Annotated in this window: 24 protein-coding genes; 4 read left to right on the forward strand and 20 right to left on the reverse strand. The window is 65.0% G+C overall.

The features are described 5' to 3' along the window. Nucleotides 1–142 precede the first annotated feature (142 nt). The 16 genes from urtA to cbiE form a co-directional block, all read right to left on the reverse strand. Complete coding sequence (gene urtA, locus ACSSVC_RS06990; protein ID WP_346634607.1) at nt 143–1,408, reverse strand: urea ABC transporter substrate-binding protein; 1,266 nt, start codon at nt 1,406–1,408, stop codon at nt 143–145. 279 nt (nt 1,409–1,687) lie between these two features. Next, nucleotides 1,688–1,987: a 7(1) septoil knot domain-containing protein gene (locus tag ACSSVC_RS06995; RefSeq protein ID WP_346634608.1), complete on the reverse strand. Its 300-nt coding sequence runs from the start codon at nt 1,985–1,987 to the stop codon at nt 1,688–1,690. 149 nt (nt 1,988–2,136) lie between these two features. Next, entirely contained in the window at nt 2,137–3,147 is a 1,011-nt protein-coding gene (locus tag ACSSVC_RS07000; protein ID WP_446439493.1) for a FecCD family ABC transporter permease, read from the reverse strand. Further along, the gene (locus ACSSVC_RS07005) at nt 3,144–4,103 is read right to left on the reverse strand and encodes an ABC transporter substrate-binding protein (RefSeq protein ID WP_404938152.1); all 960 of its coding nucleotides are present in this window, start codon (nt 4,101–4,103) and stop codon (nt 3,144–3,146) included. Before ACSSVC_RS07005 ends, ACSSVC_RS07000 begins: the two co-directional genes overlap by 4 nt. After that, on the reverse strand, nt 4,100–4,888 hold the full coding sequence (locus tag ACSSVC_RS07010; protein WP_346634611.1) for an ABC transporter ATP-binding protein: 789 nt from the start codon (nt 4,886–4,888) through the stop codon (nt 4,100–4,102). The genes ACSSVC_RS07005 and ACSSVC_RS07010 overlap by 4 nt, the downstream gene beginning before the upstream one ends. Before the next feature lie 41 nt (nt 4,889–4,929). Beyond that, the gene (locus ACSSVC_RS07015; protein ID WP_404938153.1) at nt 4,930–7,065 is read right to left on the reverse strand and encodes a TonB-dependent receptor; all 2,136 of its coding nucleotides are present in this window, start codon (nt 7,063–7,065) and stop codon (nt 4,930–4,932) included. A gap of 154 nt (nt 7,066–7,219) precedes the next feature. After that, nucleotides 7,220–8,602 (reverse strand): PepSY-associated TM helix domain-containing protein, encoded by a 1,383-nt coding sequence (locus ACSSVC_RS07020; protein WP_492612108.1) that lies wholly within the window; start codon nt 8,600–8,602, stop codon nt 7,220–7,222. 99 nt (nt 8,603–8,701) lie between these two features. Then, nucleotides 8,702–10,834, reverse strand: a complete 2,133-nt coding sequence (locus ACSSVC_RS07025) for a TonB-dependent copper receptor (protein WP_492612109.1) — start codon at nt 10,832–10,834, stop codon at nt 8,702–8,704. A gap of 88 nt (nt 10,835–10,922) precedes the next feature. After that, nucleotides 10,923–11,369, reverse strand: a complete 447-nt coding sequence (locus tag ACSSVC_RS07030) for a DUF2946 domain-containing protein (protein ID WP_492612110.1) — start codon at nt 11,367–11,369, stop codon at nt 10,923–10,925. 18 nt (nt 11,370–11,387) lie between these two features. Beyond that, on the reverse strand, nt 11,388–11,882 hold the full coding sequence (locus ACSSVC_RS07035) for a copper chaperone PCu(A)C (protein ID WP_123723457.1): 495 nt from the start codon (nt 11,880–11,882) through the stop codon (nt 11,388–11,390). Nucleotides 11,883–11,931: 49 nt separating this feature from the next. After that, on the reverse strand, nt 11,932–12,330 hold the full coding sequence (locus ACSSVC_RS07040) for a DUF2946 domain-containing protein (RefSeq protein ID WP_346634616.1): 399 nt from the start codon (nt 12,328–12,330) through the stop codon (nt 11,932–11,934). A 99-nt stretch (nt 12,331–12,429) separates the two neighbouring features. Then, on the reverse strand, nt 12,430–12,720 hold the full coding sequence (locus ACSSVC_RS07045; RefSeq protein WP_123723459.1) for an addiction module antidote protein: 291 nt from the start codon (nt 12,718–12,720) through the stop codon (nt 12,430–12,432). A 3-nt stretch (nt 12,721–12,723) separates the two neighbouring features. Further along, a complete protein-coding gene (locus ACSSVC_RS07050; protein ID WP_123723460.1) occupies nt 12,724–13,026 on the reverse strand; it encodes a type II toxin-antitoxin system RelE/ParE family toxin in 303 nt (100 codons plus the stop codon). 182 nt (nt 13,027–13,208) lie between these two features. Continuing rightward, the gene (locus ACSSVC_RS07055; RefSeq protein ID WP_492612111.1) at nt 13,209–13,937 is read right to left on the reverse strand and encodes a cobalt-precorrin-6A reductase; all 729 of its coding nucleotides are present in this window, start codon (nt 13,935–13,937) and stop codon (nt 13,209–13,211) included. Beyond that, entirely contained in the window at nt 13,934–15,031 is a 1,098-nt protein-coding gene (locus ACSSVC_RS07060) for a cobalt-precorrin-5B (C(1))-methyltransferase (RefSeq protein ID WP_346634618.1), read from the reverse strand. The genes ACSSVC_RS07055 and ACSSVC_RS07060 overlap by 4 nt, the downstream gene beginning before the upstream one ends. Before the next feature lie 93 nt (nt 15,032–15,124). After that, nucleotides 15,125–16,339: a precorrin-6y C5,15-methyltransferase (decarboxylating) subunit CbiE gene (cbiE, locus tag ACSSVC_RS07065; protein WP_492612112.1), complete on the reverse strand. Its 1,215-nt coding sequence runs from the start codon at nt 16,337–16,339 to the stop codon at nt 15,125–15,127. A gap of 131 nt (nt 16,340–16,470) precedes the next feature. On the opposite strand from cbiE, the gene cobG reads away from it, so the two are divergent. The 4 genes from cobG to cobJ are packed head-to-tail and all read left to right on the forward strand — an operon-like array spanning nt 16,471 to nt 20,855. Then, nucleotides 16,471–17,784 carry a precorrin-3B synthase gene (cobG, locus tag ACSSVC_RS07070; protein WP_346634620.1) on the forward strand — a complete coding sequence of 438 codons (1,314 nt, stop codon included), beginning with the start codon at nt 16,471–16,473 and terminating at the stop codon, nt 17,782–17,784. Continuing rightward, nucleotides 17,777–18,403, forward strand: a complete 627-nt coding sequence (locus ACSSVC_RS07075) for a precorrin-8X methylmutase (protein WP_102862983.1) — start codon at nt 17,777–17,779, stop codon at nt 18,401–18,403. Before cobG ends, ACSSVC_RS07075 begins: the two co-directional genes overlap by 8 nt. Then, nucleotides 18,403–19,134 carry a precorrin-2 C(20)-methyltransferase gene (locus ACSSVC_RS07080; protein WP_346634627.1) on the forward strand — a complete coding sequence of 244 codons (732 nt, stop codon included), beginning with the start codon at nt 18,403–18,405 and terminating at the stop codon, nt 19,132–19,134. Before ACSSVC_RS07075 ends, ACSSVC_RS07080 begins: the two co-directional genes overlap by 1 nt. After that, entirely contained in the window at nt 19,134–20,855 is a 1,722-nt protein-coding gene (cobJ, locus tag ACSSVC_RS07085; protein ID WP_346634621.1) for a precorrin-3B C(17)-methyltransferase, read from the forward strand. The genes ACSSVC_RS07080 and cobJ overlap by 1 nt, the downstream gene beginning before the upstream one ends. Nucleotides 20,856–20,929: 74 nt before the next feature. Here cobJ and ACSSVC_RS07090 read toward each other — a convergent pair whose 3' ends face one another. The 4 genes from ACSSVC_RS07090 to ACSSVC_RS07105 are packed head-to-tail and all read right to left on the reverse strand — an operon-like array spanning nt 20,930 to nt 23,101. After that, entirely contained in the window at nt 20,930–21,373 is a 444-nt protein-coding gene (locus ACSSVC_RS07090) for an SMI1/KNR4 family protein (RefSeq protein ID WP_346636319.1), read from the reverse strand. After that, complete coding sequence (locus ACSSVC_RS07095) at nt 21,370–21,915, reverse strand: CPCC family cysteine-rich protein (RefSeq protein ID WP_492612113.1); 546 nt, start codon at nt 21,913–21,915, stop codon at nt 21,370–21,372. The genes ACSSVC_RS07090 and ACSSVC_RS07095 overlap by 4 nt, the downstream gene beginning before the upstream one ends. Before the next feature lie 26 nt (nt 21,916–21,941). Further along, nucleotides 21,942–22,394 carry a hypothetical protein gene (locus tag ACSSVC_RS07100; RefSeq protein WP_346636317.1) on the reverse strand — a complete coding sequence of 151 codons (453 nt, stop codon included), beginning with the start codon at nt 22,392–22,394 and terminating at the stop codon, nt 21,942–21,944. 32 nt (nt 22,395–22,426) lie between these two features. Further along, on the reverse strand, nt 22,427–23,101 hold the full coding sequence (locus ACSSVC_RS07105; RefSeq protein WP_346636316.1) for a hypothetical protein: 675 nt from the start codon (nt 23,099–23,101) through the stop codon (nt 22,427–22,429). Nucleotides 23,102–23,104: the final 3 nt, after the last annotated feature.

Genomic DNA, 23,104 nt, shown 5'->3' on the forward strand with positions numbered 1-23,104 from the left:
TGTCCTTGAAAGCGCCTGGGTAACCTGTAGGAGCGAGCTTGCTCGCGATCCGCGCAGCGGCCAGCCGGGCGGTTTTCGTTGCAGGTCCAACGGACCTCATCGCGAGCAAGCTCGCTCCTGCAGGAAAGGCGTCAGGTTCGGATCAGTTGCTCTTGACCGCGTAGTCCGGCTTTTTGTCGTTGCCCGGGATGAAGGGGCTCCAGGGCTGGGCGCGGATCGGGCCTTCGGTCTGCCAGACCACGTTGAACTGACCGTCCGGCTGGATCTCGCCGATCATCACCGGCTTGTGCAGGTGGTGGTTGGTCTTGTCCATGGTCAGGGTGTAGCCCGAGGGTGCGGCGAAGGTCTGCCCGGCCAGCGCCTCACGGACCTTGTCGACATCGGTGGACTTGGCTTTCTCCACTGCCTGGGCCCACATGTGGATACCGACGTAGGTGGCTTCCATCGGGTCGTTGGTCACGGCCTTGTCCGCACCCGGCAGGTTCTTGGCCTTGGCGTAGGCTTTCCAGGCGGCGACGAACTTCTGGTTCACCGGGTTATCCACCGATTCGAAGTAGTTCCACGCCGCCAGGTTGCCCACCAGTGGCTTGGTGTCGATGCCGCGCAATTCTTCCTCGCCCACGGAGAACGCCACCACCGGCACGTCGGTGGCCTTCAGGCCCTGGTTGGCCAGCTCCTTGTAGAAGGGCACGTTGGAATCGCCGTTGACCGTGGAGATCACTGCGGTCTTGCCGCCGGCGGAGAACTTCTTGATGTTGGCGACGATGGTTTGATAGTCGGCGTGGCCGAAGGGGGTGTAGACCTCTTCGATGTCCTTGTCCGCCACGCCCTTGGAGTGCAGGAACGAGCGCAGGATCTTGTTGGTGGTGCGCGGGTAGACGTAGTCGGTGCCCAGGAGGAAGAAGCGCTTGGCGCTGCCGCCGTCCTCGCTCATCAGGTATTCCACCGCCGGGATCGCTTGCTGGTTCGGCGCAGCGCCGGTGTAGAAGACGTTGGGCGACATTTCTTCGCCTTCGTACTGCACCGGGTAGAACAACAGGCCGTTGAGCTCTTCGAATACCGGCAGCACCGATTTGCGCGACACCGAAGTCCAGCAGCCGAACACCACCGCCACCTTGTCCTGGGTCAGCAACTGGCGGCCCTTTTCGGCGAACAGCGGCCAGTTGGAGGCCGGGTCCACCACCACGGGTTCCAGCAGCTTGCCGTTGACCCCGCCCTTGGCGTTGATCTCGTCAATGGTCATCAGCGCCATGTCTTTGAGCGAGGTTTCAGAGATCGCCATGGTCCCCGACAGGGAATGCAGGATACCGACCTTGATGGTCTCGGCGGCCTGGACGGTCCAGGTCATGCCCATCGCGGCAATGCTTGCCGAGAGAGTGAAAGCCTTGAGCAAACTACGACGCTTCATTGTGCGATCTCCATGAACTTTTGATTTTTTTCAGGTGGCAGATGCGGACTTCACAGGCGCAGTGAAAACCTTGGCTAACGCAGCAGTTTTCACTCCGCCTGTACTGAAGGGCTGTTTTGCAAGGGATGTGCCGAGTCGGCGCAGGGCATGAAAACGTCGCTTTAACTGCGACGGCGGGAGAGGTGATGCCCCAAGACGAGGCCTGGGCTAGGGCGTGGTGCGCGAGGATGCGTCATTGTGGTGCTGCCGCAGAGCGGCAGCCGTGATCGCAGGGGAGCTTCAATTCACGCCGGGGAAGGAGTCGACATATTTGATGGTGAAGTCCGGAAAGGAGTCGACGATCTGGATCTTGTAATCGGGAAAACTGTTGACGATCTTCCATTTGCCCGCCGAGTCGGGAAAGGAGTTGACCTGCTTCACCTTCAGATCGGGAAAGGAGTTCACCACCTTGACCTTGTAGTCGGGGAAGCTGTTGACGATCTGGATGTTGCCGTAGATTTTCGAGACGTCGACCGAGGTGCCGGCCTGGGCGCCAAGGGAGGTGCCGAGCAGCACGGCCAAGAGTGCGGTTCTGAACATGAGACTCATCCTGAGAGATCGAAGCGCGCGATCTTAAAGCAAGGGCGACGTTTGTAGGAGCTGGCTTGCCAGCGAAGAGGCCCTCGAACCTGGCACAAGGCTCACGGGCGCCTTCGCCGGCAAGCCGGCTCCTACAGAGGCGGGCACAGTCAGCGGCGGCGCATCAGGCCGATGAAGAACACCCCGCCAATGGCCGCGGTGGCCACACCGATGGGCAGATCCTCGGGGGCAATCAGGGTGCGGGCAGCGACATCGACCCAGACCAGGAACAGGCTACCCAGCAGCACGCACGCCGGCAGCAGCCGACGGTGCTCGGCGCCCACCAGGCGCCGGGCAATGTGCGGCACCATCAGCCCGACAAAACCGATGGAGCCACTGATGGACACCAGCACCCCGGTCATCAGGGAGGCGATCAGGAACACCTTGAAGCGTACGTTGCGTGCGTTCAGACCCAGGGTCACGGCAGTCTGCTCCCCGGCCATCAAGGCATTCAGCGGCCGGGCCATGCCCAGTAGCAACACCAGCCCCAGCAGCACGCTGGCGGCAGGAATCGCCAGCAGTTCCCAGCGCGCCAGCCCCAGGCCGCCGAGCATCCAGAACATCACCGCGGAGCTGGCCCGGTGGTCGCCCATGAACAGCAGCAGGTTGGCCACCGCCATCATCACGAAGGACACCGCCACGCCGCACAGCAGCAGTCGGTCACTGTCGAGCCGGCCGTTGCGAGCGGCAATGCCCAGCACCAGGACCATGCTCGCCAGGGCGCCGACAAAGGCCGCCAGGGGCAGGGTCAGCAGCCCGATGACTTGCCCCAGGTGCAGCACCACGATCACCGCGCCGAGGGTGGCGCCGGAGGTCACCCCCAGCAGGTGCGGGTCGGCCAGTGGGTTGCGGGTCACCGCTTGCAGCACCGCGCCGATCAGCGCCAGCCCGGCGCCTACCAGAGCCCCCAGGAGCATGCGCGGGACGCGGATCAGCCAGACGATATGCTCCTGGCCCGGGCTCCAGTCCACTGTTCCCAGGCCCAGGGCCTTGTGCAGGAGAATCCGCCAGACCACATCCGCCGGCACCCGCGCCGGGCCAAACCCCAGGGACAGCACACAGGACACCAGCAGCAGGGCGGCGAGGGTCAGCAACAGCCAGGCATAACGACTTTTGATCATTCGCCGTGGAAACCCTTGGCCAGGGTTTCCACGGCCAGCACGTTGTCGATGCCCGGGGTGGCCTGCACATAGGGAATGACGATGAAGCGCTGGTTCTTGATCGCGTCGACTCCTTGCAGGGCCTGGTTGTTCAGCAGGAACTGCTGCTTTTGCTCGGCCGTGACTTCGCTGTAGTCGACGATGACGATCACTTGCGGGTTGCGCTCGACCACGGTCTCCCAGTTGATCCGGGTCCAGCTGGCCTCGACGTCATCGAGAATGTTGCGCCCTCCGGCGGCATCGATCAGGGCCTGGGGCATGCCCAGGCGGCCCGAGGTCATGGCCCGGTCTTCGCCGCTGTCATAGAGGAACACCCGAGGCTTGTCCTGGGGCAGGTCCTTCTGTACTTCGGCGACCTGCTCCTGCATCTGAGCGATCAGGGCGTTGGCACGGTCCTGCACGTCGAAGATCCGCCCCAGGTTGCGCAGGTCGTTGTAGGTGTCCTCAAGGCTGGCTGCCGGGCGCTTCATGACGAAGGCGCAGGACTCGGTCAGCTCGTAGACGTTGATCCCCAGGGGCGCCAGGGTTTGCGGGGTCAGGTCGCCGCCGACGCGCATGCCGTAGTCCCAGCCGGCGAACAGGAAGTCGACGTTGGCGTTGAGCAGGGTTTCCACTGAAGGGTACTTGGCTGCCAGCTCCGGCAGGCCGTCCAGCAGCGTGCTCATTTGCGGGGTCACGGCCTTCCAGCCACTGACGCCGCTGTAGCCCACCATCCGCGACTTGAGCCCCAGGGCCAGCATCATCTGGGTCATGTTGATGTCATGGCTGAGGGCGTGTTGCGGCGCTTGCTTGAAGGTCACTTCGCGGTTGCAGCTGGTGAGGGTCAGCGGGTAGTGAGTGGCCGCGGCGAAGGCTTGGGCAGTGGCCAGCGACAGGGTCAGGGCGAGGCCGGAGCGAAGCAGGGAGCGCAAGGTCATGGTTGAGTGATCCAGGTGATTCGTGGGTAGCCGGACAGGGGGTGGGAGTCGATCAGCGCCTCGACCCCGAAGACATTGCGCAGCAACTCGACGGTGAGCACTTCGCTGGGAGGACCGCTGGCGACGATGCGCCCGTGATCGAGGACATACAGCCGGTCGCAGAAGGCCGCGGCCAGGTTCAGGTCGTGGATGCTGGCCAGGGTGCCGATGCCCAGGCGTTTGACCCGTTGCAACAGCTCCAGCTGGTAGCGCGGGTCGAGGTGGTTGGTCGGTTCGTCGAGGATCAGCAGTTGCGGCCGCTGGGCCAGGGCCCGGGCCAGGATCACCCGCTGTTTCTCTCCCCCCGACAAGGTGGCGAAAGCATGGTCCTCGAAGCCCAGCAGGCCCACCGACTCCAGGGCCTCGCGAGCGATGCTGCGGTCTTCCTGAGTGTCTGCATCGAACAGGCCCTTGTGGGGCGTGCGGCCCATGGCGACCACTTCCTCCACCGTCAGGCCGAAGGCGTCGGGGAATTCCTGGAGCACCACGGCGATGCGTTGCGCGCACCAGCGTGGAGATTGCTTCCACACATTCTGATGCTCAAGCTGCACCTCACCCTGCTGCGGCTTGCTGAAGCGATAGGCGCAGCGCAGCAGGCTGGTCTTGCCGCTGCCGTTGGGCCCGATCAGGCCAACGAACTCGCCGGCCGCCACTTGCAGGCTGGCCTCACGCAGTTGGAACTGGTGATGGCAGTGACCCTGGCCCAGGGGTGTCCAGGCCAGGTTGGTGAGGTTCAGCGAGGTCATGCCGTGTCCGTGTGATCCCCGCGCCGTAGCGTCAGGAGGGGTTAGAAGGTGTAGTCAGCGGTGACGAAGAACGAGCGTGGCTCGCCGAGTATCCATTGCTGGCCGTCATTGTATTGGCTTTGTGCGTACTGGCGGTCAAACAGGTTGTTCAATTGCAGGCCCAGAGTGGTGTTGGGCAGTGCTTTCCACGACAGGTTGGCATCGACCACGGTGTAGCTGGGCAACTCATTGCGGTTGGCCATGTCGGCGTAGCGTGCGTCCACGTAGCGCACCCCGGCGCCGGCCCGCAGGTCATCGTTGATGGCTTTGCTCAGCCACAGGTTGGCCGTGCGGCGCGGCACGTCCACCGGGCGATTGCCGTCGCGGGAGACTTGCACGCCGTTGACGTCCTGCTGGAAGTCGTCGTACTGGGCGCGAACGATGGCGGCGTTGGCTTGCAGTTGCCAGGCGTGGGGCAGTTGCAGGTCCAGGCTGGCTTCCAGGCCGTTGGAGGATTGTTGGCCCACTTGCTGTTTCTGGTTCGGTTCGCCTGGAACATCGGTCAACAGCTTCTTCTTGACGATGTGGTAGGCGGCCAACGTCCATTCGCCACGCTGGTCCCAGAACGCCTGCTTGAGACCGATCTCGCTCTGCTTGGCGCTGGACAGGTCGAACTGCTGCTGGCTCTTGCTCAGGGAAATCAGTCCGCCGACGCCGTCGGTGCTGGTGGAGTACTGACCGTAGAGGGAGGTGTCCGGAGTGACGGCGAACACCAGCCCGGCCTTCCAGTTATTGCCGGTCAGGGTCTTGTCGCTCTGGCTGCCGTCCTTCAAGTCATCGCGATCGATATGTGCGTAGTCGCGGCGCACACCGGTCACCAGGGACCAGCGCTCGCTGAGCTGCAGGCGGTTTTCGGCGAACACCGACATCTGCTTGGTGGTGGTCTTGAATTGATCGCGGTAAGGGCTGTTGCTGGCGAAGTCGCCCGGGGCCGGATGGTACAGATCCACCGGCTGACCGTTGCTCACGCTGTCTGTGAAGGGCGAGTTGCTCTTCATGTGGAAGCGGATGCGGTTGTAGTCGACGCCGGTCAGGGTCTGGCTGTCGAGGCCGAACAGCGAGTGCTTGAAGGTGAAGGTCTGACGGTCACCGAGCTGTTCCTGCTGGTGGCCGATACCGTAGTTGCCGCTGCGGGTCAGTTGCCGGTCCAGGGTGTTGAAGTTGTAGTTCTCGGCGTTCTGCCAACGGCGCTGGGCCTTGAGGTAATACAGCTCGTTGCTGGCACTGATCTGGTCGGAAATCTGCCATTCGCTGGTCAGGCGGGTCCACTGGTCGTTGTAGTGCTGCTGGTCGTTGCGCACGTTGTAGTTCTTGTCACGCAGGCTTTTGTGGAAACGCCCGTCGATCAGCGGCGTGCCGAAGTAGTTCATCGGGTTCTGGTCGCCGTAGTCGTGGGCCAGGGTAAAGGCCAGGTCATCACGGGCCTGCCAGCGCAGGGCGGCGCTGATGAAATCGCCAGAGGAGTCGCCACGGTCGACCCAGCCGTTGCTGCGCTCGCGGTTGAGGTTGAGCCGGTAGCTCAAGGTGTCGCTCAGGGAGCCGCCGCTGTCCAGGGCCTGCTGCTGGCGATCGAAGGAGCCGTAGCCCAGGCGCAGGTGGTTTTCGATCGCGCCGCTGAAGGGTTTTTTCGCCACGGTATTGATCACCGCGCCGGTGGCGCCTTCGCCATACAGCACCGAGGCCGGGCCGCGCAGCACGTCGACCCGCTCCACCGCCCAGGTGTCCACCGGGAAGGTCACGGTGCCCATGCCGGTGTACATGCGGTTGCCGTCATACAGCTGCATCACCGAACTCTGCCCGGTGAAACCCCGTGCCGACAACGAAGTGCCACCGTCGCCCGGTGTGCCGGTGCGGCTGATGCCGACACTGCGGGAGACCGCGTCCTGAATGCTGCGCTCACCCCGGGCGCGAATCCGTTCGCCGCTCAGGCTGTCGGTGCTGGCCGGAGTTTCCAGGGCGCTGAGGCCCAAGCGCGAACCGGCGCTGGTGGGGGTCTTCAGGCTGACGCTGTCGTCGGCCTCGCTGGCCGGAGCCGAAATGGTGCCGGTGGGCAGGGTCAGGGAAGCGGCGGAATCATTCGCCTGGGCCAGGGAAGGCAAGGCCATCAGGCAAAGGCTGGGCAGCAAGTATTTGTTCATCGGGACGGTGAATCACTTCTTCGAGAGGGTTGCCCGCAGTGGGGGACTGCGGGCAGGGATCTTACACTTTAGTGTTATAAAGTAACATTATAACTGTGCACGGCTAAAGCGCCGAGATTCTACAGAGCCCTCTGGAACGCGCATCTCGGCTGATTCATGTTGAAGATGAAGCAGATTCAGGCCCGCGGTTGAAGCGTGAGAGCAGCAGGCGATCGAGCAGCCACACCACAATCAGCGAGGCCCCGACCAAAGGAAACGCCAGGGCCAGCAGCGCCATGATCAACATCGCGGTTTTCCATTTCGGCAGGTCGTGGCGCAGTGGGGGCACGCCGAGTCGGCCCTGGGGGCGACGCTGCCACCACATGACGATGCCGCTCACGGCGCTGAGCAGGATCATCAGGCACACCACCAGCACCAGGATCTGGTTGAAGCGGCCGAACATCTTGCCTTCGTGCAGCATCACCCCAAGCTCCGTGGCCCGGGCCACGTTGCTGTAATGCTGCCAGCGTACGTCGGCCAGGACCTTGCCGCTGTACTGGTCAACATGCAGGGTGGCATCGTTGCGCGGGTCGTCGGCGAACACCGCGATGGTGAATACGCCCGTGGCAGTGCTCGGCAGAGTGATGCTGTAGCCCGCCTCGACCTGACGCTGGCGAGCGATATCCTGCACCGCTTGCAGGCTGATGGACGGCGCTGCCGGCGCCGCGTCCGCGGCGTTGTGGGCCATGTGCTCGGCGTGGTCGCCGGACATCGGCATCGGGGTGTTTTCCAGGGCCCAGGGCACGGTCTGGCGCGTGGCGCTGTTGAGCTCCCGGGCCTGCTGGTCGGAGGTCGGCACGTTGTTCCACATGGCCGCCGGGAAGCGGTTCCACAGGTCGGCGTACTGCTTGCCCCAGAAGCCGGTCCAGGTCATGCCGCTGAGCAGCATCAGCAGCAGAAAGGCCGCGCCCCAGAAGCCCAGCACGCTGTGCAGATCGCGCCAGAACAGCCGGCCGCGGGCGCTGAAACGGGGCCACAGCACGCCCGCCGAAGACGGGCCCCGAGGCCACCACAGGTACAGGCCCGAGATCACCAGGACGATGCCCCAACCGGCGGCCAGTTCCACCAGCCGGTCACCGACGGTGCCGATCATCAGCTCGCCGTGAATGGCCCGAGCCACGGCCTGCAGGTTGGCCTTGGCATCCTGCTCGCCGAGCACGTCACCGTGGTAGGGGTCGATGAACACGTTGAGTTCGTGGCCGGCATCCTGCACCACGAACTGCGCGCTGCGTTCGCTATCCAGGGGCGGCAGGTATTGTTTGACATGGCCTTGGGGGTAGGCCGCTTGCACCCGTTGCAGCAGCTCATCGGCGCTCAGGCTGTGATGGCCCGGGGGAACCTTGAGCAGGCTGCCGTACATCAACGGGTCCAGCTGTGGCTTGAACAGGTAGACGATGCCGGTCAGGGCCAGCATCACCATGAAAGGAGCAACGAACAGCCCGGCGTAGAAATGCCAGCGCCAGGCCAGGTTGTAGAAAGACACTTTGGGTCGATTCATCGGGGAACGCTCCGCAGGGCTGTGGATCTTTTCTTATGGGGGCTGTTCGCTGGCAAGCCAGCTCCTACGACGAGGAGCCGGCGTGCCGGCGAAGACGGATCAGAAGCTCAGGTCGACCTTGGTCCAGAGGGTGCGCCCTGGTTCCTTGATCGCCTGGGGATCATTGGCCGGGTAGCCGAAGCCGGCGTTGCCCGCCAGGTTCAGGTGTTCGGCGTAGGCCTTGCCGAACAGGTTGTCGACCCCGGTGCTGAGCTTGAGGTTCTTGGTGATCCGGTAGGCGCCGTTGAGGGAGAACACGCCGAAGCCACCGCTCTTGCCGAAGTCCTTGCCGACCACGTTGCCCTTGTTCAGGTCAACGCGGTTTTGCGCTGCCACCACCCGCCACAAGGCCCCGGCGCTCCAGTTGTCCTCGCTGTAGGTCAGGCCGAAGCGCGCATCCAGCGGCGGCATCTGCGGCAGGGCCTTGCCGTCGCTGCTGTTCTTGCCCCAGGCGTAGGCCAGGGTCGCATCGGCTTTCCAGTTGGAGGTCAGTTTGTAGGCCGCGCCCAGTTCGCCGCCCATGATCCGTGCGTCGATGTTCTCGGCCCGGGACATGTTCATGCCCATCATCATGGAGCTGTAGTCGAAGAGGATGTAGTCGCGCACCTGGCCGATGTAGCCCGAGGCCCAGGCTTCCAGGTCTTCATCCTGGTATTGCAGGCCGAAGTCCAATTGGGTGGTCTTTTCCGGCTTGATCGAATCGAAGGCGTTCACCGAGCCTGCCGGACCCATTTTCGGCGAGAACAGCTCCCAGTAGTCGGGGAAGCGCTGAGTGTGGCCAAGGCCGACATAGAGGGTGGTCGGGCTGTCGGCCAGGTCATGCTCGTAACGCACGAAGCCGCTGGGCAGGGTGTCGGCCCGGGTATCGCCGGCAGTGGGGTTGGGGCGGCTCATCATTCCCGAGCCGGTGCGCTCGCGATAGTCCTTGGCCGAGGCGCGGTCGAGGCGGGCCCCGGTGATCAGGCGGTCGCGCTCGGCGGCGTACCAGGTCAGTTCGCCGAAGGCGCCGTAGTTGTGGAAGTCGGCGTCCTTGGTACGAGGCAGCTGCTTGTAGGTATCGATACCGCCGCTGGCGCGGTTGCGGTGTTCGTTGGTCTGGGCATCCAGGCCGCCGATCAACTGCAGGTCGGCCCAGCGCCAGGTGGCCTTGATCCGTGCACCGAGGGTGCGACGGTCGACATTGGAGGCCATGGGGCCGGCCATCATGCCGGTGCCGGACGGGGTGCGCAGGCTGTAGTTGTCCATCACGTGGTCGGCGTAGTTGTAGTAGACCTGGGCCTCGACCTTGTCCAGGACCTCGCCGATGTTGGATTTTTCGAAACGCAGGCCCAGGCTTTCGCGCTTGAACTGCGAGCCGTCCATGCCACGGCCAGCGTAGCGGGCTTCGCCGTCGCCCTTGCCGGCGGTGAGCTCCAGCAAGGTGTCGGCGTCCGGGGTCCAGCCCAGCGCCACGTCACCGTTCCACTTGTCGTAGCGCGAGGCCACGGTGTCGTTGTTGCCGTCCTTGTAGTCGTCGGCGTGGGCGGTGTTGCCGATCACTCGCACATACCCCAGGGGGCCGCCGGCGGCAGCATCCAGGGTCTTGTCGAAGCGGCCGTTGGAGCCCGCCAGCAGGCTGGCGTTGACCCGGGTGCCGAGTTCGCCGAAGTGCTCCGGTTCACGCTCGAAGAGCACCGTGCCGGCCGAGGCGCCCGGGCCCCAGAGTACGGTTTGCGGCCCCTTGATCACGGTCAGGCGATCGTAGGTTTCCGGGGAGATGTAGGAGGTCGGTGCATCCATGCGACCGGGGCAGGCACCGAGCATCATGCCGCCGTTGGTGAGGATGTTCAGGCGCGAGCCGAACATGCCTCGCAGTACCGGGTCGCCGTTGGTGCCGCCATTGCGTACCAGGGCGAAGCCGGGAATGGTCTTCAGGTAGTCGCCGCCGTCACTGGCCGGGACCGGCTGGCGCGGGTCCTTGGGATTGGTGACCACGGTCAGGGGCGAGCTGGGGGCGATGGCGGTGATCACCGTCGGGCTCAATTGCGTGCCGTGTCGGGAGTGGTCCGTCGGAGCCTCGTCGGCTAGGGCCAGGGGTGTCAGCAGCACGCCGCAAAGCACCGCCAGGGCATGGTTGAAACGCAGGCGCGACGGGTTCAGGGCAAAGGGCTTGGATGGCTGGGCAGCGCCCAGGCGAGTGTCAGCAGAAAACATAGAGGTTCCATCGATCGGTCTTGAATGACACGGCCGCAACTACGCGGCTGTCGCGATGACAGTCGGCCGTGTGAGATGAGCTGGAGACTCAGACGAGGATCGGCGGGGCGCGGGTCAGGGCGCCGGGGAACACGGTCTGCCGGGCGTGGCCCAGGCGCGTGGCGGGGATCAGGAAATACGGCGTGGGCGGCGTGAACAGAGCGGCGAACGACAGCGCCGAAGGCAGTGCCGGGCAATTGAACAGCAGGCTGCAATAGCCGCATTTTTCCCAGAGTACGTGTTGTTCACCCTGGGACTTGCCTTGTTGGGCCTGATGCGGGCTTTCACCGTGACAGCCGGGCGCGCCGTCGCCCATGTCCATGGAGATGGACATGTTCATCGGCATCGCGTGATCCATCGGCATCGACTGAGAGATCAGCGGGCCGATAAAGATCATCAGCATGGCGAACAGGCTGATCCAGCTGCCGCGGCGGACTCCCGGGGAGTTGCGACGCGGCGCGGACCGCCTGCGGCCAGGCGCGTGCGGGGCGTTCACGGTAACGAGCCGGTCAGCTTAGTGAGCGTGCTTGGACTCTTGCGTGGCGGCCGGCGGCTGCTTCTGTACGGCCACTTCGACGGTGACATCGCCGGCCTTTTCAAAGTGCAGGGTCAGCGGGAAACGCTTGCCGTCGCTGAGCAGGCTGCGGTCTTTGAGCTCCATCAGCATCACGTGGTAGCCCATGGGGGCGAAGGTCGCCTCGCCGCCGGCGGGCACCGTGACCTTGGCCACTTGCTGCATTTTCATCATGTCGCCTTGCATGACGTGTTCATGCAGTTCGGCCCGACCGGAGATCGGCGAGTCGACACTGAGCAGGGTGTCGGCGTTCTTGCCCGGGTTGTGCACCACGAAGTAAGCGGCGACGGTCGGCGCGTTCGGCGGCAGTTCCTGTGACCAGGGATGGGCGATCTGCAACTCACCGGCCTTGTAGTCGTGGGCGGTGGCGAAACAGGCAGGCAGCAGCAGGGCGGCCAGGAGCAGGGATTGCTTGACCAGGGACGGTTTGGACATGACGGTTCTCCAGAACGATTCAAATACGCAGATCACTTGCGAAAGGGAATCATGCCAGAGGCGGGGCACCGGGGTTCAGGCTGGGCCATTGCTGGCGCGGGGTGAGCATTGCGATCTTCGGTTGCGGCGCGCCCGGCTGGGCGGCGAAACGAATGAAGTTCAGCTGCGGCACATGGCCCGGTAGGGCCACCAGAGGCGCCGAGCCGGAACAGCACCAGCAGTGCTGCATGTTCGAGTGGTCGTCGTTCTGCGGGGCTTTCTGCTCAAGCTTGCCCAGGGAAATGGCCACCATCCTGGTGCCGCTGGAAGAGCAGAAGCTGCCCCACAGCAGTTGTTCGTCCAGCCCCGAATCGTTGCGTTGCATGGCCCCGGAAAGCGGCATGGCAAGCATGTTGAACAGCACTGCGAAGCAGGCGATCCAGGCAAATGCGAGCCGTTGTCGGGACATGGGGACGATCCGTCGGTTGAGCGATCAGGCGGGTATTTAGCCTGATCGCTGTGGATAAGTAAAAAAGCAGCGTATGCGGTGTGGTGTCGCAGTGCCAGTTCAGGCCAGGCTGACGTGAAGCTTGAGTCCCAGTGCTTTCATGACCTTGATGATAGTCGCGAACTCGGGATTGCCCTGGCTGCCCAGGGACTTGTACAGGCTCTCGCGACCCAGGCCGGTGTCGCGGGCCACCTGGGTCATGCCCCGGGCGCGGGCGATGTCGTTGAGCGCGGCGCGGATCAGCACGCCGTCGCCGGCGTCTTCCTCGAAGCAGGCGTCGAGGTAGGCCACCATGTCTTCCGGGGTCTTGAGGTACTCTGCCGCGTCGAAGCGGGTCACTGGGGTACGCATGTTTCAGCCCTCGCTCTTGAGGTCATGGGCCAGCTGCCTGGCGCGTTGGATATCGCGTCTCTGGGTGCTCTTGTCACCGCCGATCAGCAACAGGTAGATCACGGTGTCCCGGCGCGAGAAGTACACCCGGTAGCCGGGGCCGCGATGGATGCGCATTTCATAGACACCTTCGCCCACGGGTTCGCAGTCGCCGAAACGGCCCAGTTGCGCCGCCCTGATCCGGGCCAGCACGCGGGTTTTTCCCTGGGGATCTTTTAGGCGTAGCAGCCAATGGGTGAACGCCTGAGTCTGCTCAAAGACGAACATGGTGACTGTATTCCTTGGGATACTGCCTAGCAATTCATTTGCCAGACTGAAATCGATTGGCGCGACGACCGGCTACTGATGAACCGGTCGCCACTGGATCGTTCCAAGGAGGCTAAAGCACTGCCTTATCGATCGCTGCCAGGGGAATCCCAAGAGTCTGTGGGGCTTGGCGTCTTTGTCTGTCAGGCGTGAGGCAGTTGCCCCAGGGCGCTCAGTACCTCGGCTACGCTGGCAAATTGGCGGTCGACCTCGGGCAGCTCGGGACGCTTGAGCACCAGCACCGGTATGCCCCGCTCGCGGGCCACTTCCAGTTTGGGTTCGGTGGCGCTGCTGCCGCTGTTCTTGCTGATCAGCACGTCGATCTGCCGACGCACGAACAGCGCCCGTTCGTCTTCGATCAGGAACGGCCCGCGGGCCCCGATCACTTCACAGCGCGGGTTGCCCGGGTAGGCGTCCAGGGCGCGTAGGGTCCAGAACTGGCCGGCCGGAATTTCTTCCAGATGCTGCAAGGGTTCGCGACCCAGAGTGAACAAGGGTCGCTTGAAGGGTTCCAAGGCCTGCACCAAGTGCGGCCAATCCGTGATCTCGCGCCAGTCATCCCCGGGCTGCGGTTGCCACGCCGGACGCCGCAAGGCCCAGCAGGCAATCCCGGTCAGTTGCGCGGCAGCCTGTGCATTGGCGCTGATCTGTGCCGCGTAAGGGTGGGTGGCATCCAGCAGCAGGCCGATGCGCTCTTCGCGGATAAAGCGTGCCAGCCCCTCGGCACCGCCATAGCCGCCGACTCGTACCTGGCAGTTCAGGTCGGTGGGCACCCGGCCTACTCCGGCCAGGCTGTAGAGATGTGTTGGGCCCAGGGTGCGGGCGATGGCCAGGGCCTCGGTGACCCCGCCCAGTAGCAGGATACGGGTCATTGCCAGGCTCCGGCGTGGCCGACGATGCCGCCCTGGCGATCGATGGCGAAGACTTCCACCTGGACTTGAGCGGGCACCACGCTGCGGGCGAAGTCCAGGGCGTGCTGGCACACCACGTCGCCCAGGGTGACCCCCGCGGCGCTGGCCATGGCCAGCGCCTGCTGGCTGGTATTGGCCTCGCGGATGGCCTGTTGCAGCGCCGGATCGGCACCCGCATCGGCGGCCCATTGCGCCAGTTGCGGCAGGTCGATGCTGGAGTGGCGGCTGTGCAAGTCCATGTGCCCGGCGGCCAGTTTGCTGATCTTGCCGAAGCCGCCGCACAGGCTGAGTTTATCCACAGGTACTTTGCGCAAGTGCTTGAGCACCGCGCCGACGAAGTCGCCCATTTCGATCAGGGCGATTTCCGGCAGCTCATAGACCCGGCGCATGGTGTCCTCGCTGGCGTTGCCGGTGCAGGCGGCGATGTGCAGGTAGCCATTGGTCTTGGCCACGTCGATGCCTTGGTGGATCGAGGCGATGTAGGCGGCGCAGGAGAAGGGCCGGACAATGCCGCTGGTGCCCAGGATCGACAGCCCGCCAAGAATCCCCAGGCGCGGGTTCATGGTTTTCAGGGCCAGTTCCGCTCCGCCCTCGACGTTCACCGTGACTTCGAACCCGCCGGGGTAGGCCTGCTCCTCGGCGAGCCGTTGCAAGTGCTCGCCGATCATCCGGCGCGGCACGGGATTGATCGCCGGCTCGCCCACTGCCAGCACCAGCCCGGGGCGGGTCACGGTGCCCACGCCCTGGCCGGCGATAAAGCGGATTCCCGGCTCGGGAGTCAGGCGCACCTGGGAGTAGAGCAGGGCGCCGTGGGTCACGTCCGGGTCGTCGCCGGCATCCTTGAGGGTTCCGGCCTCTGCGCCGTCGCGGGTACGGCGGCAGAACTCCAGGCGCATCTGCACCTGTTTACCCTTGGGCAGGACGATATCCACCGCGTCCGCGTTGACGCCCCCCAGGAGCAGGCGAGCGGCGGCCAGGCTGGTGGCCGTGGCGCAGCTGCCGGTGGTCAGGCCGCTGCGCAGGGGCGCGGGTTGTTCCGCTGTTTCTTCACGCATGCCCCAGCCCTCGTAGGAGCGAGCTTGCTCGCGAAGGGCGCGCTGCGGTCTCTTGGGTGGGCGCTTTCGCGGGCAAGCCCGCTCCTGCAAGGTTCATGGCAGGTCCCGGGGTTTGTGCAGGTCCAGCAGGGTGATCGGCAGGGCCTGGCGCCAGGTGTCGAACTCCCCCAGGGGTTGGGCCTGGGCGATATGGATGCGGGTCAGTTCACCGCCGTACTGGTCGCGCCAGTGCATCAGGGTCATTTCACTTTGCAGGGTCACCGCGTTGGCCACCAGGCGCCCACCGGGCTTGAGCTGCTCCCAGCAAGTCTGTAATACGCCTTCGCGGGTCACGCCACCGCCGATGAACACCGCATCCGGACGCTCCAGTCCGGCCAGGGCCTGGGGGGCGCTGCCGCGAATCAGTTGCAGCCCGGGTACCCCGAGTACGTCGCGGTTGTGTTCGATCAACTGCTGGCGGCCGTCATCGGCTTCGATGGCCAGGGCCCGGCAACTGGGGTGGGCACGCATCCATTCGATACCGATGGAGCCGCTGCCGGCCCCCACATCCCAGAGCAGTTCACCGGGCACGGGCGCCAGGCGGGCCAGGGTGATGGCGCGCACGTCCCGCTTGGTCAACTGGCCGTCATGACGGAAAGCCGAGTCCGGCAGGCCGGCCAGACGGGACAGTTGCGGCGTATCGGCGGCCGCGCGACATTCGATGGCCAGCAGGTTGAGGTCGGCGATCGCCGGATCGCTCCATTCATCGGCAGTGCTGTCCAGGCGTCGCTCCAAGGGGCCGCCCAGGTGCTCCAGTACGGTGATCCGGCTCGGGCCGAAGCCGCGCTCGCGCAGCAGTCCGGCGATGGTGGCCGGGCTGTGGCGGTCATTGCTCAGCACCAGCAGGCGCACGCCGCTGAACAGTTGGGCATTGAGAGCGGCAATCGGCCGCGCCACCACCGACAGCGTGACCACCTCCTGCAGGGCCCAGCCCAGGCGTGCGGCGGCCAGGGAATAGGCGGAGGGGAAGGGCAGCACCTGCAGCTCCTCGGCCGGCAGTTGCCGGGCCAGACTGGCACCGACGCCGAACAGCATAGGATCGCCGCTGGCCAGCACGCAGACCGGCGTCCCGCGCTGGCTCAGCACCGGCTCCAGTGAGAACGGGCTGGGCCACAACTGGCGTTCACCACGGATGCATGCCGGCAGCAGATCCAGCTGGCGCTGGCCGCCGATGATCCGTGAAGCACCCAGCAGGGCATGGCGGGCGTTCCTGCCCAGGCCCTTGAAGCCGTCTTCACCGATTCCCACTACTGTCAGCCAGGGCGACATCTATATTCCTCAAACCGAAGGTTCCGACAGGCAGGCTTTTCATGCCTTCGGACAAAGCAGGCATAATACCGCGCCTTCGCTGACGAAGCGCTTTTCCCACACTGCCGGTCACCCCTTTGAACGAACGCCCGATGTCCACCGCCATCCGCCCCTCGGCCTGCCCGGGGTTGCTGCGCATTGTCCCGGCGCTGGACGGTGGCATCTGCCGGATCAAGCTGGCGGGCGGGGCCATCAGTGCAGCCCAGGCAACGGCGGTGGCCGAGGCGGCGCAGGCTTATGCCGGCGGTGTGATCGAGGCCACCAACCGCGCCAACCTGCAGATTCGCGGTATTGGCGCCGAGCAGCAGGCGCTGATCGACAAACTGCTGGCGGCCGGCCTGGGACCGACCACCGCCGCCGGTGATGATGTGCGCAACCTGATGCTCAGCCCCAGCGCCGGGATTGATCGGCAAGCGCTGATGGATACCCGGCCCCTGGCCGGGCAGATTCTCGAGACCTTGCAGAGCCACCCGCGCTTGCATGAACTGTCGGCCAAGTTCGCCGTGCAGCTCGATGGCGGCGAAGCCCTGGCCATGCTCGAACATCACCACGATCTGTGGCTGGCAGCCTTTGTGCGGGAGGGGCAGTTGCGGTTGGCCTTTGGCCTGGCGGGCAGCCCTGTGGATAAACCCTTGGCGGCAGTGCCTCAGGAACTGGGTCATGAACTGCTGGTGGCGGTGCTGGAGCTGTTTCTCGAGCTGGCGACGCCCGAGCAGACGCGGATGCGCCACCTGTTGGCGCAGGTGCCGGTGGCGGATTTTCTCGCCCATCTGAACCGGCGCCTGAGCCGCCCCTTGTTGAGCCTCGACGGCTGGCAGCGCCCGGCCTCGGTCGCAGGGCTGCACCTGGGGACTTATCCACAGCGTGAAAGCGGTCGGGTCTATGTCGGTGCGGTTGCGCCGCTGGGGCGCCTTGATCCCGTCATGCTCAAGGGCGCTGCGCAACTGGCCGAACAGTACGGCGACGCCAGCCTGCGCTTCACGCCCTGGCAGAGCCTGCTGCTGCCCGGCATTGCCCCCTCGGATGCCCCCGGGGTCACGGCGGGTCTGAGCCAACTGGGCCTGTTGTGCAGCCCTGAACAATCCCTGGCCCACCTGATTGCCTGTACCGGCTCCAGTGGCTGCGGCAAAGCCCTGGCCGACACCAAGGGCGATGCGCTGAAGTTGGCAGCCCTGCTCCAGCGCCATGGCCGCCAGCAGGCGGTGCATTTGTCGGCCTGTTCCCGTTCCTGCGCCGCCGCCCATGTGGCGCCGGCCACCCTGCTGGCGACGGCCCCAGGACGTTACGACTTGTATTTGCGCGAGGCAGCGCAGCCGGGTTTCGGCACGCTGCACGCACGCAACCTTTCTATTGAAGCGGCAGAGGCACTGCTTGATGCCCGCCCACGGAGCCACCTAGATGATTGATTACATCCGCGACGGTCAGGAGATCTATCGCAACTCCTTCGCGATCATCCGCGAAGAAGCCAAGCTGGATCGCATTCCCGCCGACCTGGAAAAACTCGCGGTACGGGTGATCCACGCCTGCGGCATGGTCGAGGCCATCGACGGCCTGCAGTTCTCCGCGGGCGCCGGCAAGGCCGGGCGTGATGCCCTGGCCGCCGGGGCACCGATCCTCTGCGATGCACGGATGGTCTCTGAAGGCATTACCCGGGCACGCCTGCCGGCCAACAACAAAGTGATCTGCACCCTGCGCGACGACAGCGTCCCGGAGCTGGCCCGGGAGCTGGGCAACACCCGCTCGGCGGCGGCTCTGGAGCTCTGGCGTCCGCACCTGGAAGGCAGCGTCGTGGTGATCGGCAATGCTCCCACAGCACTGTTCTACCTGCTGGAAATGCTCGACGCCGGCGCGCCGAAACCGGCGCTGATCCTCGGCTTCCCAGTGGGCTTCGTCGGCGCCGCCGAATCCAAGGCGATGCTCGCCGCCGACAGCCGCGGCGTGCCCTTCGTGATCATGCAGGGTCGCCTGGGCGGTAGCGCCATGGCGGCCGCCGCCGTCAACGCCCTGGCCACGGAGATCGAATGATGCAGCAACCTGGACGTTTGATCGGCCTTGGCGTGGGGCCTGGTGATCCGGAGCTGATAACCGTGAAGGCTCTGCGCCTGCTGCGCGAGTCGCCGGTGGTGGCCTACTTCGTGGCCAAGGGCAAGAAAGGCAACGCCTTCGGCATCATCGAAGGGCACCTGCAACAGGCCCAGACCCTGCTGCCGCTGGTGTACCCGGTCACCACCGAAGTGCTGCCGGCACCGCTGTCCTACGAACAAGTGATCAGCGATTTCTACGACAGCGCCAGCGCAGAGCTGGCGCTGCATCTGGATGCCGGTCGGGATGTGGCGGTGATCTGCGAAGGCGACCCGTTCTTCTACGGTTCCTACATGTACCTGCACGATCGTCTGGCCGAGCGTTACCAGGCCGAAGTGGTGCCGGGTGTGTGCTCGATGCTGGGCGGCGCTTCGGTGCTGGGCGCGCCCCTGGTGTATCGCAACCAGAGTCTGTCGGTGCTCTCGGGCGTGCTGCCCCATGACGAACTCAAGCGGCGTCTGGCGGACGCCGATGCGGCGGTGGTGATGAAGCTGGGACGCAACTTCCCCAAGGTGCGCCAGGTCCTGGAAGAACTGGGGCTGGCGCAGCGTGCGCTGTACGTCGAGCGCGCCACCATGGCCAACCAGAAGATCGTGCCGCTGGATGAAGTGGAGCCGATGTCCTCGCCGTACTTCTCGCTGATCATAGTGCCCGGCGAAAGGTGGCAAGGCTGATGGCCCGTTCAACTCCGGCCATCGTCATCCTTGGCCAAGGCAGCCTCGACACCGCGCGGCAGATCCAGCGGCTGTATCCCGACTCGTTGATCCACGGTCTGGCGGAACGGGTCGAAGGCGCCGATCGGATCTACCACGAATTCGGTGCCACCCTGCGTCAGCTCTATCAACAGGACACGCCCATCATCGCCCTGTGTGCGGCGGGTATCGTGATCCGGACCCTGGCGCCGCTGCTGCTGGAAAAAGGCGCCGAACCGCCGGTTCTGGCCGTGGCCGAAGACGGCAGCGCCGTGGTGCCGCTGCTGGGCGGCCTTGGCGGCGTCAACGTCATGGCCCGGGAAATCGCGGCGGGCCTTGGAGTGGCCGCGGCCATTACCACCAGTGGTGAACTGCGCTTCGGCACCTGTCTGCTCAACCCGCCCAGCGGTTATGCCCTGGGCGACCTGGAACTGGGCAAGCGTTTCGTCTCCGACCTGCTGGGTGGCGAAAGCGTGCGTATCGAAGGCGCAGCACCCTGGCTGGCCGCAGCGAAGCTGCCCGAGAATGATCAGGCCCGCCTGACCATCCGGGTCGGCTCTGCCGAGCGCGAGCCTGCGGCCAATGAGCTGCTGATCTACCCCCGCAGCGTCCTCATCGCCTGCCGCAGGAACCAGCGTGCTGGCGCCAGCGATACCGACCTCGCCACGCACATCCGCCAGGCCCTGCATCAGGCGCGAATCGCCGTGCAGTCCGTTGCCTGCCTGCTGGCGGCCGACAGCGACATGGCCGACCGCGCCCTGCACCAGGCGGCTGCGCAACTGGGTGTGCCGCTGCGCTTCCTGCCGGCCGCCGGCAGTGTCGCCGAACTGGCACAGCAAGCCGTGCCGCAATTGCTGCCGCCGCTGAAGGTGGGAGACGACATCGCCATCGCCGTGGCCAATCAGCCCCTGGACCCGGAGCAGATCGGCCGTCCCCGCGGACGTCTGGCGGTCATCGGCCTTGGTCCTGGCGCGGCCGAGCTCATGGTGCCGGCGGTCAAGGCCGAACTGGCCCGGGCCAACGACATCCTGGGCTATGAAACCTACGTGCGCATGGCCGGCCCGTTTCGCGCCGATCAGGTGATGCACTGCACTGACAACCGCGAAGAAATGCAGCGCGCCCGCCACGCATTCGAACTGGCGGCGCAGGGCCGTTCGGTGGTGGTGGTGTCGTCCGGCGATCCGGGGGTATTCGCCATGGCGGCCGCGGTCCTGGAAGCCCTGCACGAATCCAGCGATCCGGCCTGGCACCGCGTCGACCTGGAGATCCTCCCTGGCGTCTCCGCCTCCCTGGCCACCGCTGCCCAGGCCGGCGCGCCGCTGGGTCATGACTTCTGTGTGTTGTCACTTTCGGACAACCTCAAGCCCTGGGACATCATCGAGAAGCGCCTGGACCTGGCGTCCCAGGCCGACCTGGCCCTGGCCTTCTACAACCCCATCTCTCGTTCCCGACCCTGGCAACTGGGCCGGGCCCTGGAGATCGTGCGCCAGCACCGCACGCCGCAAACCCCGGTGGTATTGGGTCGAGATATTGGGCGTCCGGGCCAGACCCTGCGGGTCATCACCCTGGGCGAGCTGACCCCGGAGCAGGTGGACATGCGCACCATGGTGCTGGTGGGGTCTTCCACCACCTGCGTGTTCCCCCGGGCCGAGGGCGGCGAGTGGGTGTACACCCCGCGCTGGTACGGCAACAAGCCCTTGTAGGAGCCGGCTTGCCGGCGAAGGCGTCCACCAGAGCCGTGCAAGGCTCAAGGGCCTCTTCGCCGGCAAGCCGGCTCCTACGGGTCGGTGGGTTCGGCGGTCAGCAGCCAGTGGATGAATTCGAAGAAGCTGGCCCATCTGGCCGGGATGCGGCCGGCGATGAAAGCTTCCCGGTCGCCCAGGTCGAAGTCCCAGACGCCGCCGCTGTCCTTGTCCAGCAAGTAGCCGCCTTCGCCTTGCAATGAGGTGAAGGCGACAAATTGCTTTGGCAACTCCCAGACCTCATGGATGAACTCGGTGCCCATGAGGATCTCCTCGGTGGGCTCGGCGATATCCATCAGCACTTCGTAGTTCGCTCGGCTTTCGAAGTCGGCGGGGTGGTAGGCCAGGTAGATCTGTGCGAACTCGCTGTCCAGGGCAATGCCCAGTGTGGTCAGCGCTCGGCTGACCTCTGCGGTGTCGGGGCGCTGGCGGAAACTGGGCTGGGATTCGATCAGGGTGACCAACTGCTGGGGAATCATGGGTGGTCCTTGGTGATGTGTGGCCATTTGTCCAAGGGCAGGCGGCTCTGCTGCTGGGCAAAGTGTTCCCGGGCCTGGCCCAGGGTTTTATGGTTGGGCCCGCTCAGCACATCCAGCGCTTCGCTGCCGTCGTCTTCCCAATGGCACAGCCCGCAGATCTCGTATTCGCCCCGCGCCGAGAGGGTTCGATAACCGCAGCAGGGGCAGGCCTCCAGGCACTCGATGTTCGCGCTGACGGCGAAGTCGCCGAGCCCGGCTTCACGCAGGCAGCGCCTCAGGTACAGGTGAGTCACGCCGCGATATTCGGCGCGCAGGGCGATCAGCAGCAGCGCGTCGTAGCATGGGTCCAGTACCTCTTCCGGGGGCTCCGGTTGGGTCATGATCTGTTGTTGCAGGCTGGGTGGAAGTGTCGCGAATTCAAGGTCGTCGCAGTCCATCCCCCACCAGTTCAAGAGATGGCAGGCTCGGGCGGCGACGTCGAGGCCGGGCAGCCTGTGTGTGCTCAGAAGGTCGATGGCGGCGTTGGCGGTGAGTTTTTCCATGGGGCTCGGCTTGTTGAAGGCGCGGTTCAGGGCCAGGTCAGGGTCAGCTGATCGGGCCGCTCGATGGGAACTCGTACCCTGACTCCGGATGTGGATTCGGCACACAGGTACTGGCCCTGGATGTCTACACGGTTGAAGGGGTTGGTCTCACTGAGCACGATCAACCAGATCAGAGTGTCCGAATCCTTTTCCTGCAATGACAGGAAGCCGTCGCCGCCAAAGGCCGCCGTCTCGCCGCCTGTGGCGTAAAAGGGTTGTGGGCCGTCGGCGGAAAATCCCAAGGGCATGACAAAACCGGGCTCATCCTGGCGGGGGTAATCCAAGGCTGGCATCCAGACTTTGTTGATCAGCCGGGGATGTTGGTGGGGCAGGTCGAACAGGCAGTAAAAACCCGTGTTCAGGGTCAGAGTGTTTTCCCGAGGGAAGTATTCGTTCTGCCATTGTTCCTGGATAAAGGCAGCGTCGGCGCTGTAGGGCATGGTGCGGTTCCTGCTCCTGCTGGAAGGGTTTTCTACAGGTTCGAGACTTGTCGGAAACCGGAATTGTAAGCGCATTGCCCGGCGTACTCCGGGCGTGCATCGCAGGCTTTGAGGCAGCCCGATCCCTTGGGGAAGCGTGCCGCCACCGACAGGGCGAAACCATAGGTCGGCGTCGTCACCGCGAAGCTGCTATTGCAGGCCACTTGCGTGCTGTAGGTGAAGGTCATGGCTTCGCGCCGGCCGTTGTGGGCGAAGGCCACCTCGAAACTGTCGAGGCTGTTCCAGCCCGACAGCGGCAACACCACAAAGCGGTAGTGGGTGCTGTCCAGCTGCTGGCCGACGACCCGCAAGGTGTTACTCGCGGAGTCGGCCTTGGGCGAGGGGTAGGGCAGGGCAAGCAACGCCCGTGGGTCACCGACCACGCCCAGCTCGAAGCCGATGCCCTTTTGGTAGAACGGGATCTGCAGCGTCGGTGCGCCTTCGATCTTCACGTACTGGCTGTACGCATAGGGGCCGGAGGTTTCGGGCTTGTAGTCCGGCGCCTTGGCGAAGCTGACCTGAAGCTCCAGCACTGCTTCTGCCGCCTTGGCGTCTTCGGTGCGAATATCGCTGGGTTGCTCGGCACCATGGCTGGCGCAACCGCCCAGCACAATGGCCGCGGTCAGTTGCAGCAGGTGTCGAGTGGGCCCTGGGCGTAAAACGGTCATCAC

Source organism: Pseudomonas sp. E1BtOHC1 (assembly GCF_058744285.1).

Excerpts from the sequence above, each read along its gene's own strand:
- ACSSVC_RS07105 (WP_346636316.1), bottom strand. The coding sequence starts at position 23,101 with ATGACCGTTTTACGCCCAGGGCCCACTCGACACCTGCTGCAACTGACC.
- cobJ (WP_346634621.1), top strand. The coding sequence starts at position 19,134 with ATGGCCCGTTCAACTCCGGCCATCGTCATCCTTGGCCAAGGCAGCCTC.
- ACSSVC_RS07040 (WP_346634616.1), bottom strand. The coding sequence starts at position 12,330 with ATGTCCCGACAACGGCTCGCATTTGCCTGGATCGCCTGCTTCGCAGTG.
- cobG (WP_346634620.1), top strand. The coding sequence starts at position 16,471 with ATGTCCACCGCCATCCGCCCCTCGGCCTGCCCGGGGTTGCTGCGCATT.
- ACSSVC_RS07035 (WP_123723457.1), bottom strand. The coding sequence starts at position 11,882 with ATGTCCAAACCGTCCCTGGTCAAGCAATCCCTGCTCCTGGCCGCCCTG.
- urtA (WP_346634607.1), bottom strand. The coding sequence starts at position 1,408 with ATGAAGCGTCGTAGTTTGCTCAAGGCTTTCACTCTCTCGGCAAGCATT.
- ACSSVC_RS07075 (WP_102862983.1), top strand. The coding sequence starts at position 17,777 with ATGATTGATTACATCCGCGACGGTCAGGAGATCTATCGCAACTCCTTC.
- ACSSVC_RS07050 (WP_123723460.1), bottom strand. The coding sequence starts at position 13,026 with ATGTTCGTCTTTGAGCAGACTCAGGCGTTCACCCATTGGCTGCTACGC.
- ACSSVC_RS07100 (WP_346636317.1), bottom strand. The coding sequence starts at position 22,394 with ATGCCCTACAGCGCCGACGCTGCCTTTATCCAGGAACAATGGCAGAAC.
- ACSSVC_RS07025 (WP_492612109.1), bottom strand. The coding sequence starts at position 10,834 with ATGTTTTCTGCTGACACTCGCCTGGGCGCTGCCCAGCCATCCAAGCCC.
- ACSSVC_RS07000 (WP_446439493.1), bottom strand. The coding sequence starts at position 3,147 with ATGATCAAAAGTCGTTATGCCTGGCTGTTGCTGACCCTCGCCGCCCTG.
- ACSSVC_RS07055 (WP_492612111.1), bottom strand. The coding sequence starts at position 13,937 with ATGACCCGTATCCTGCTACTGGGCGGGGTCACCGAGGCCCTGGCCATC.
- ACSSVC_RS07005 (WP_404938152.1), bottom strand. The coding sequence starts at position 4,103 with ATGACCTTGCGCTCCCTGCTTCGCTCCGGCCTCGCCCTGACCCTGTCG.
- ACSSVC_RS07045 (WP_123723459.1), bottom strand. The coding sequence starts at position 12,720 with ATGCGTACCCCAGTGACCCGCTTCGACGCGGCAGAGTACCTCAAGACC.
- ACSSVC_RS07010 (WP_346634611.1), bottom strand. The coding sequence starts at position 4,888 with ATGACCTCGCTGAACCTCACCAACCTGGCCTGGACACCCCTGGGCCAG.
- ACSSVC_RS07020 (WP_492612108.1), bottom strand. The coding sequence starts at position 8,602 with ATGAATCGACCCAAAGTGTCTTTCTACAACCTGGCCTGGCGCTGGCAT.
- cbiE (WP_492612112.1), bottom strand. The coding sequence starts at position 16,339 with ATGTCGCCCTGGCTGACAGTAGTGGGAATCGGTGAAGACGGCTTCAAG.
- ACSSVC_RS07060 (WP_346634618.1), bottom strand. The coding sequence starts at position 15,031 with ATGCGTGAAGAAACAGCGGAACAACCCGCGCCCCTGCGCAGCGGCCTG.
- ACSSVC_RS07090 (WP_346636319.1), bottom strand. The coding sequence starts at position 21,373 with ATGATTCCCCAGCAGTTGGTCACCCTGATCGAATCCCAGCCCAGTTTC.
- ACSSVC_RS07080 (WP_346634627.1), top strand. The coding sequence starts at position 18,403 with ATGCAGCAACCTGGACGTTTGATCGGCCTTGGCGTGGGGCCTGGTGAT.
- ACSSVC_RS07015 (WP_404938153.1), bottom strand. The coding sequence starts at position 7,065 with ATGAACAAATACTTGCTGCCCAGCCTTTGCCTGATGGCCTTGCCTTCC.
- ACSSVC_RS07095 (WP_492612113.1), bottom strand. The coding sequence starts at position 21,915 with ATGGAAAAACTCACCGCCAACGCCGCCATCGACCTTCTGAGCACACAC.
- ACSSVC_RS06995 (WP_346634608.1), bottom strand. The coding sequence starts at position 1,987 with ATGTTCAGAACCGCACTCTTGGCCGTGCTGCTCGGCACCTCCCTTGGC.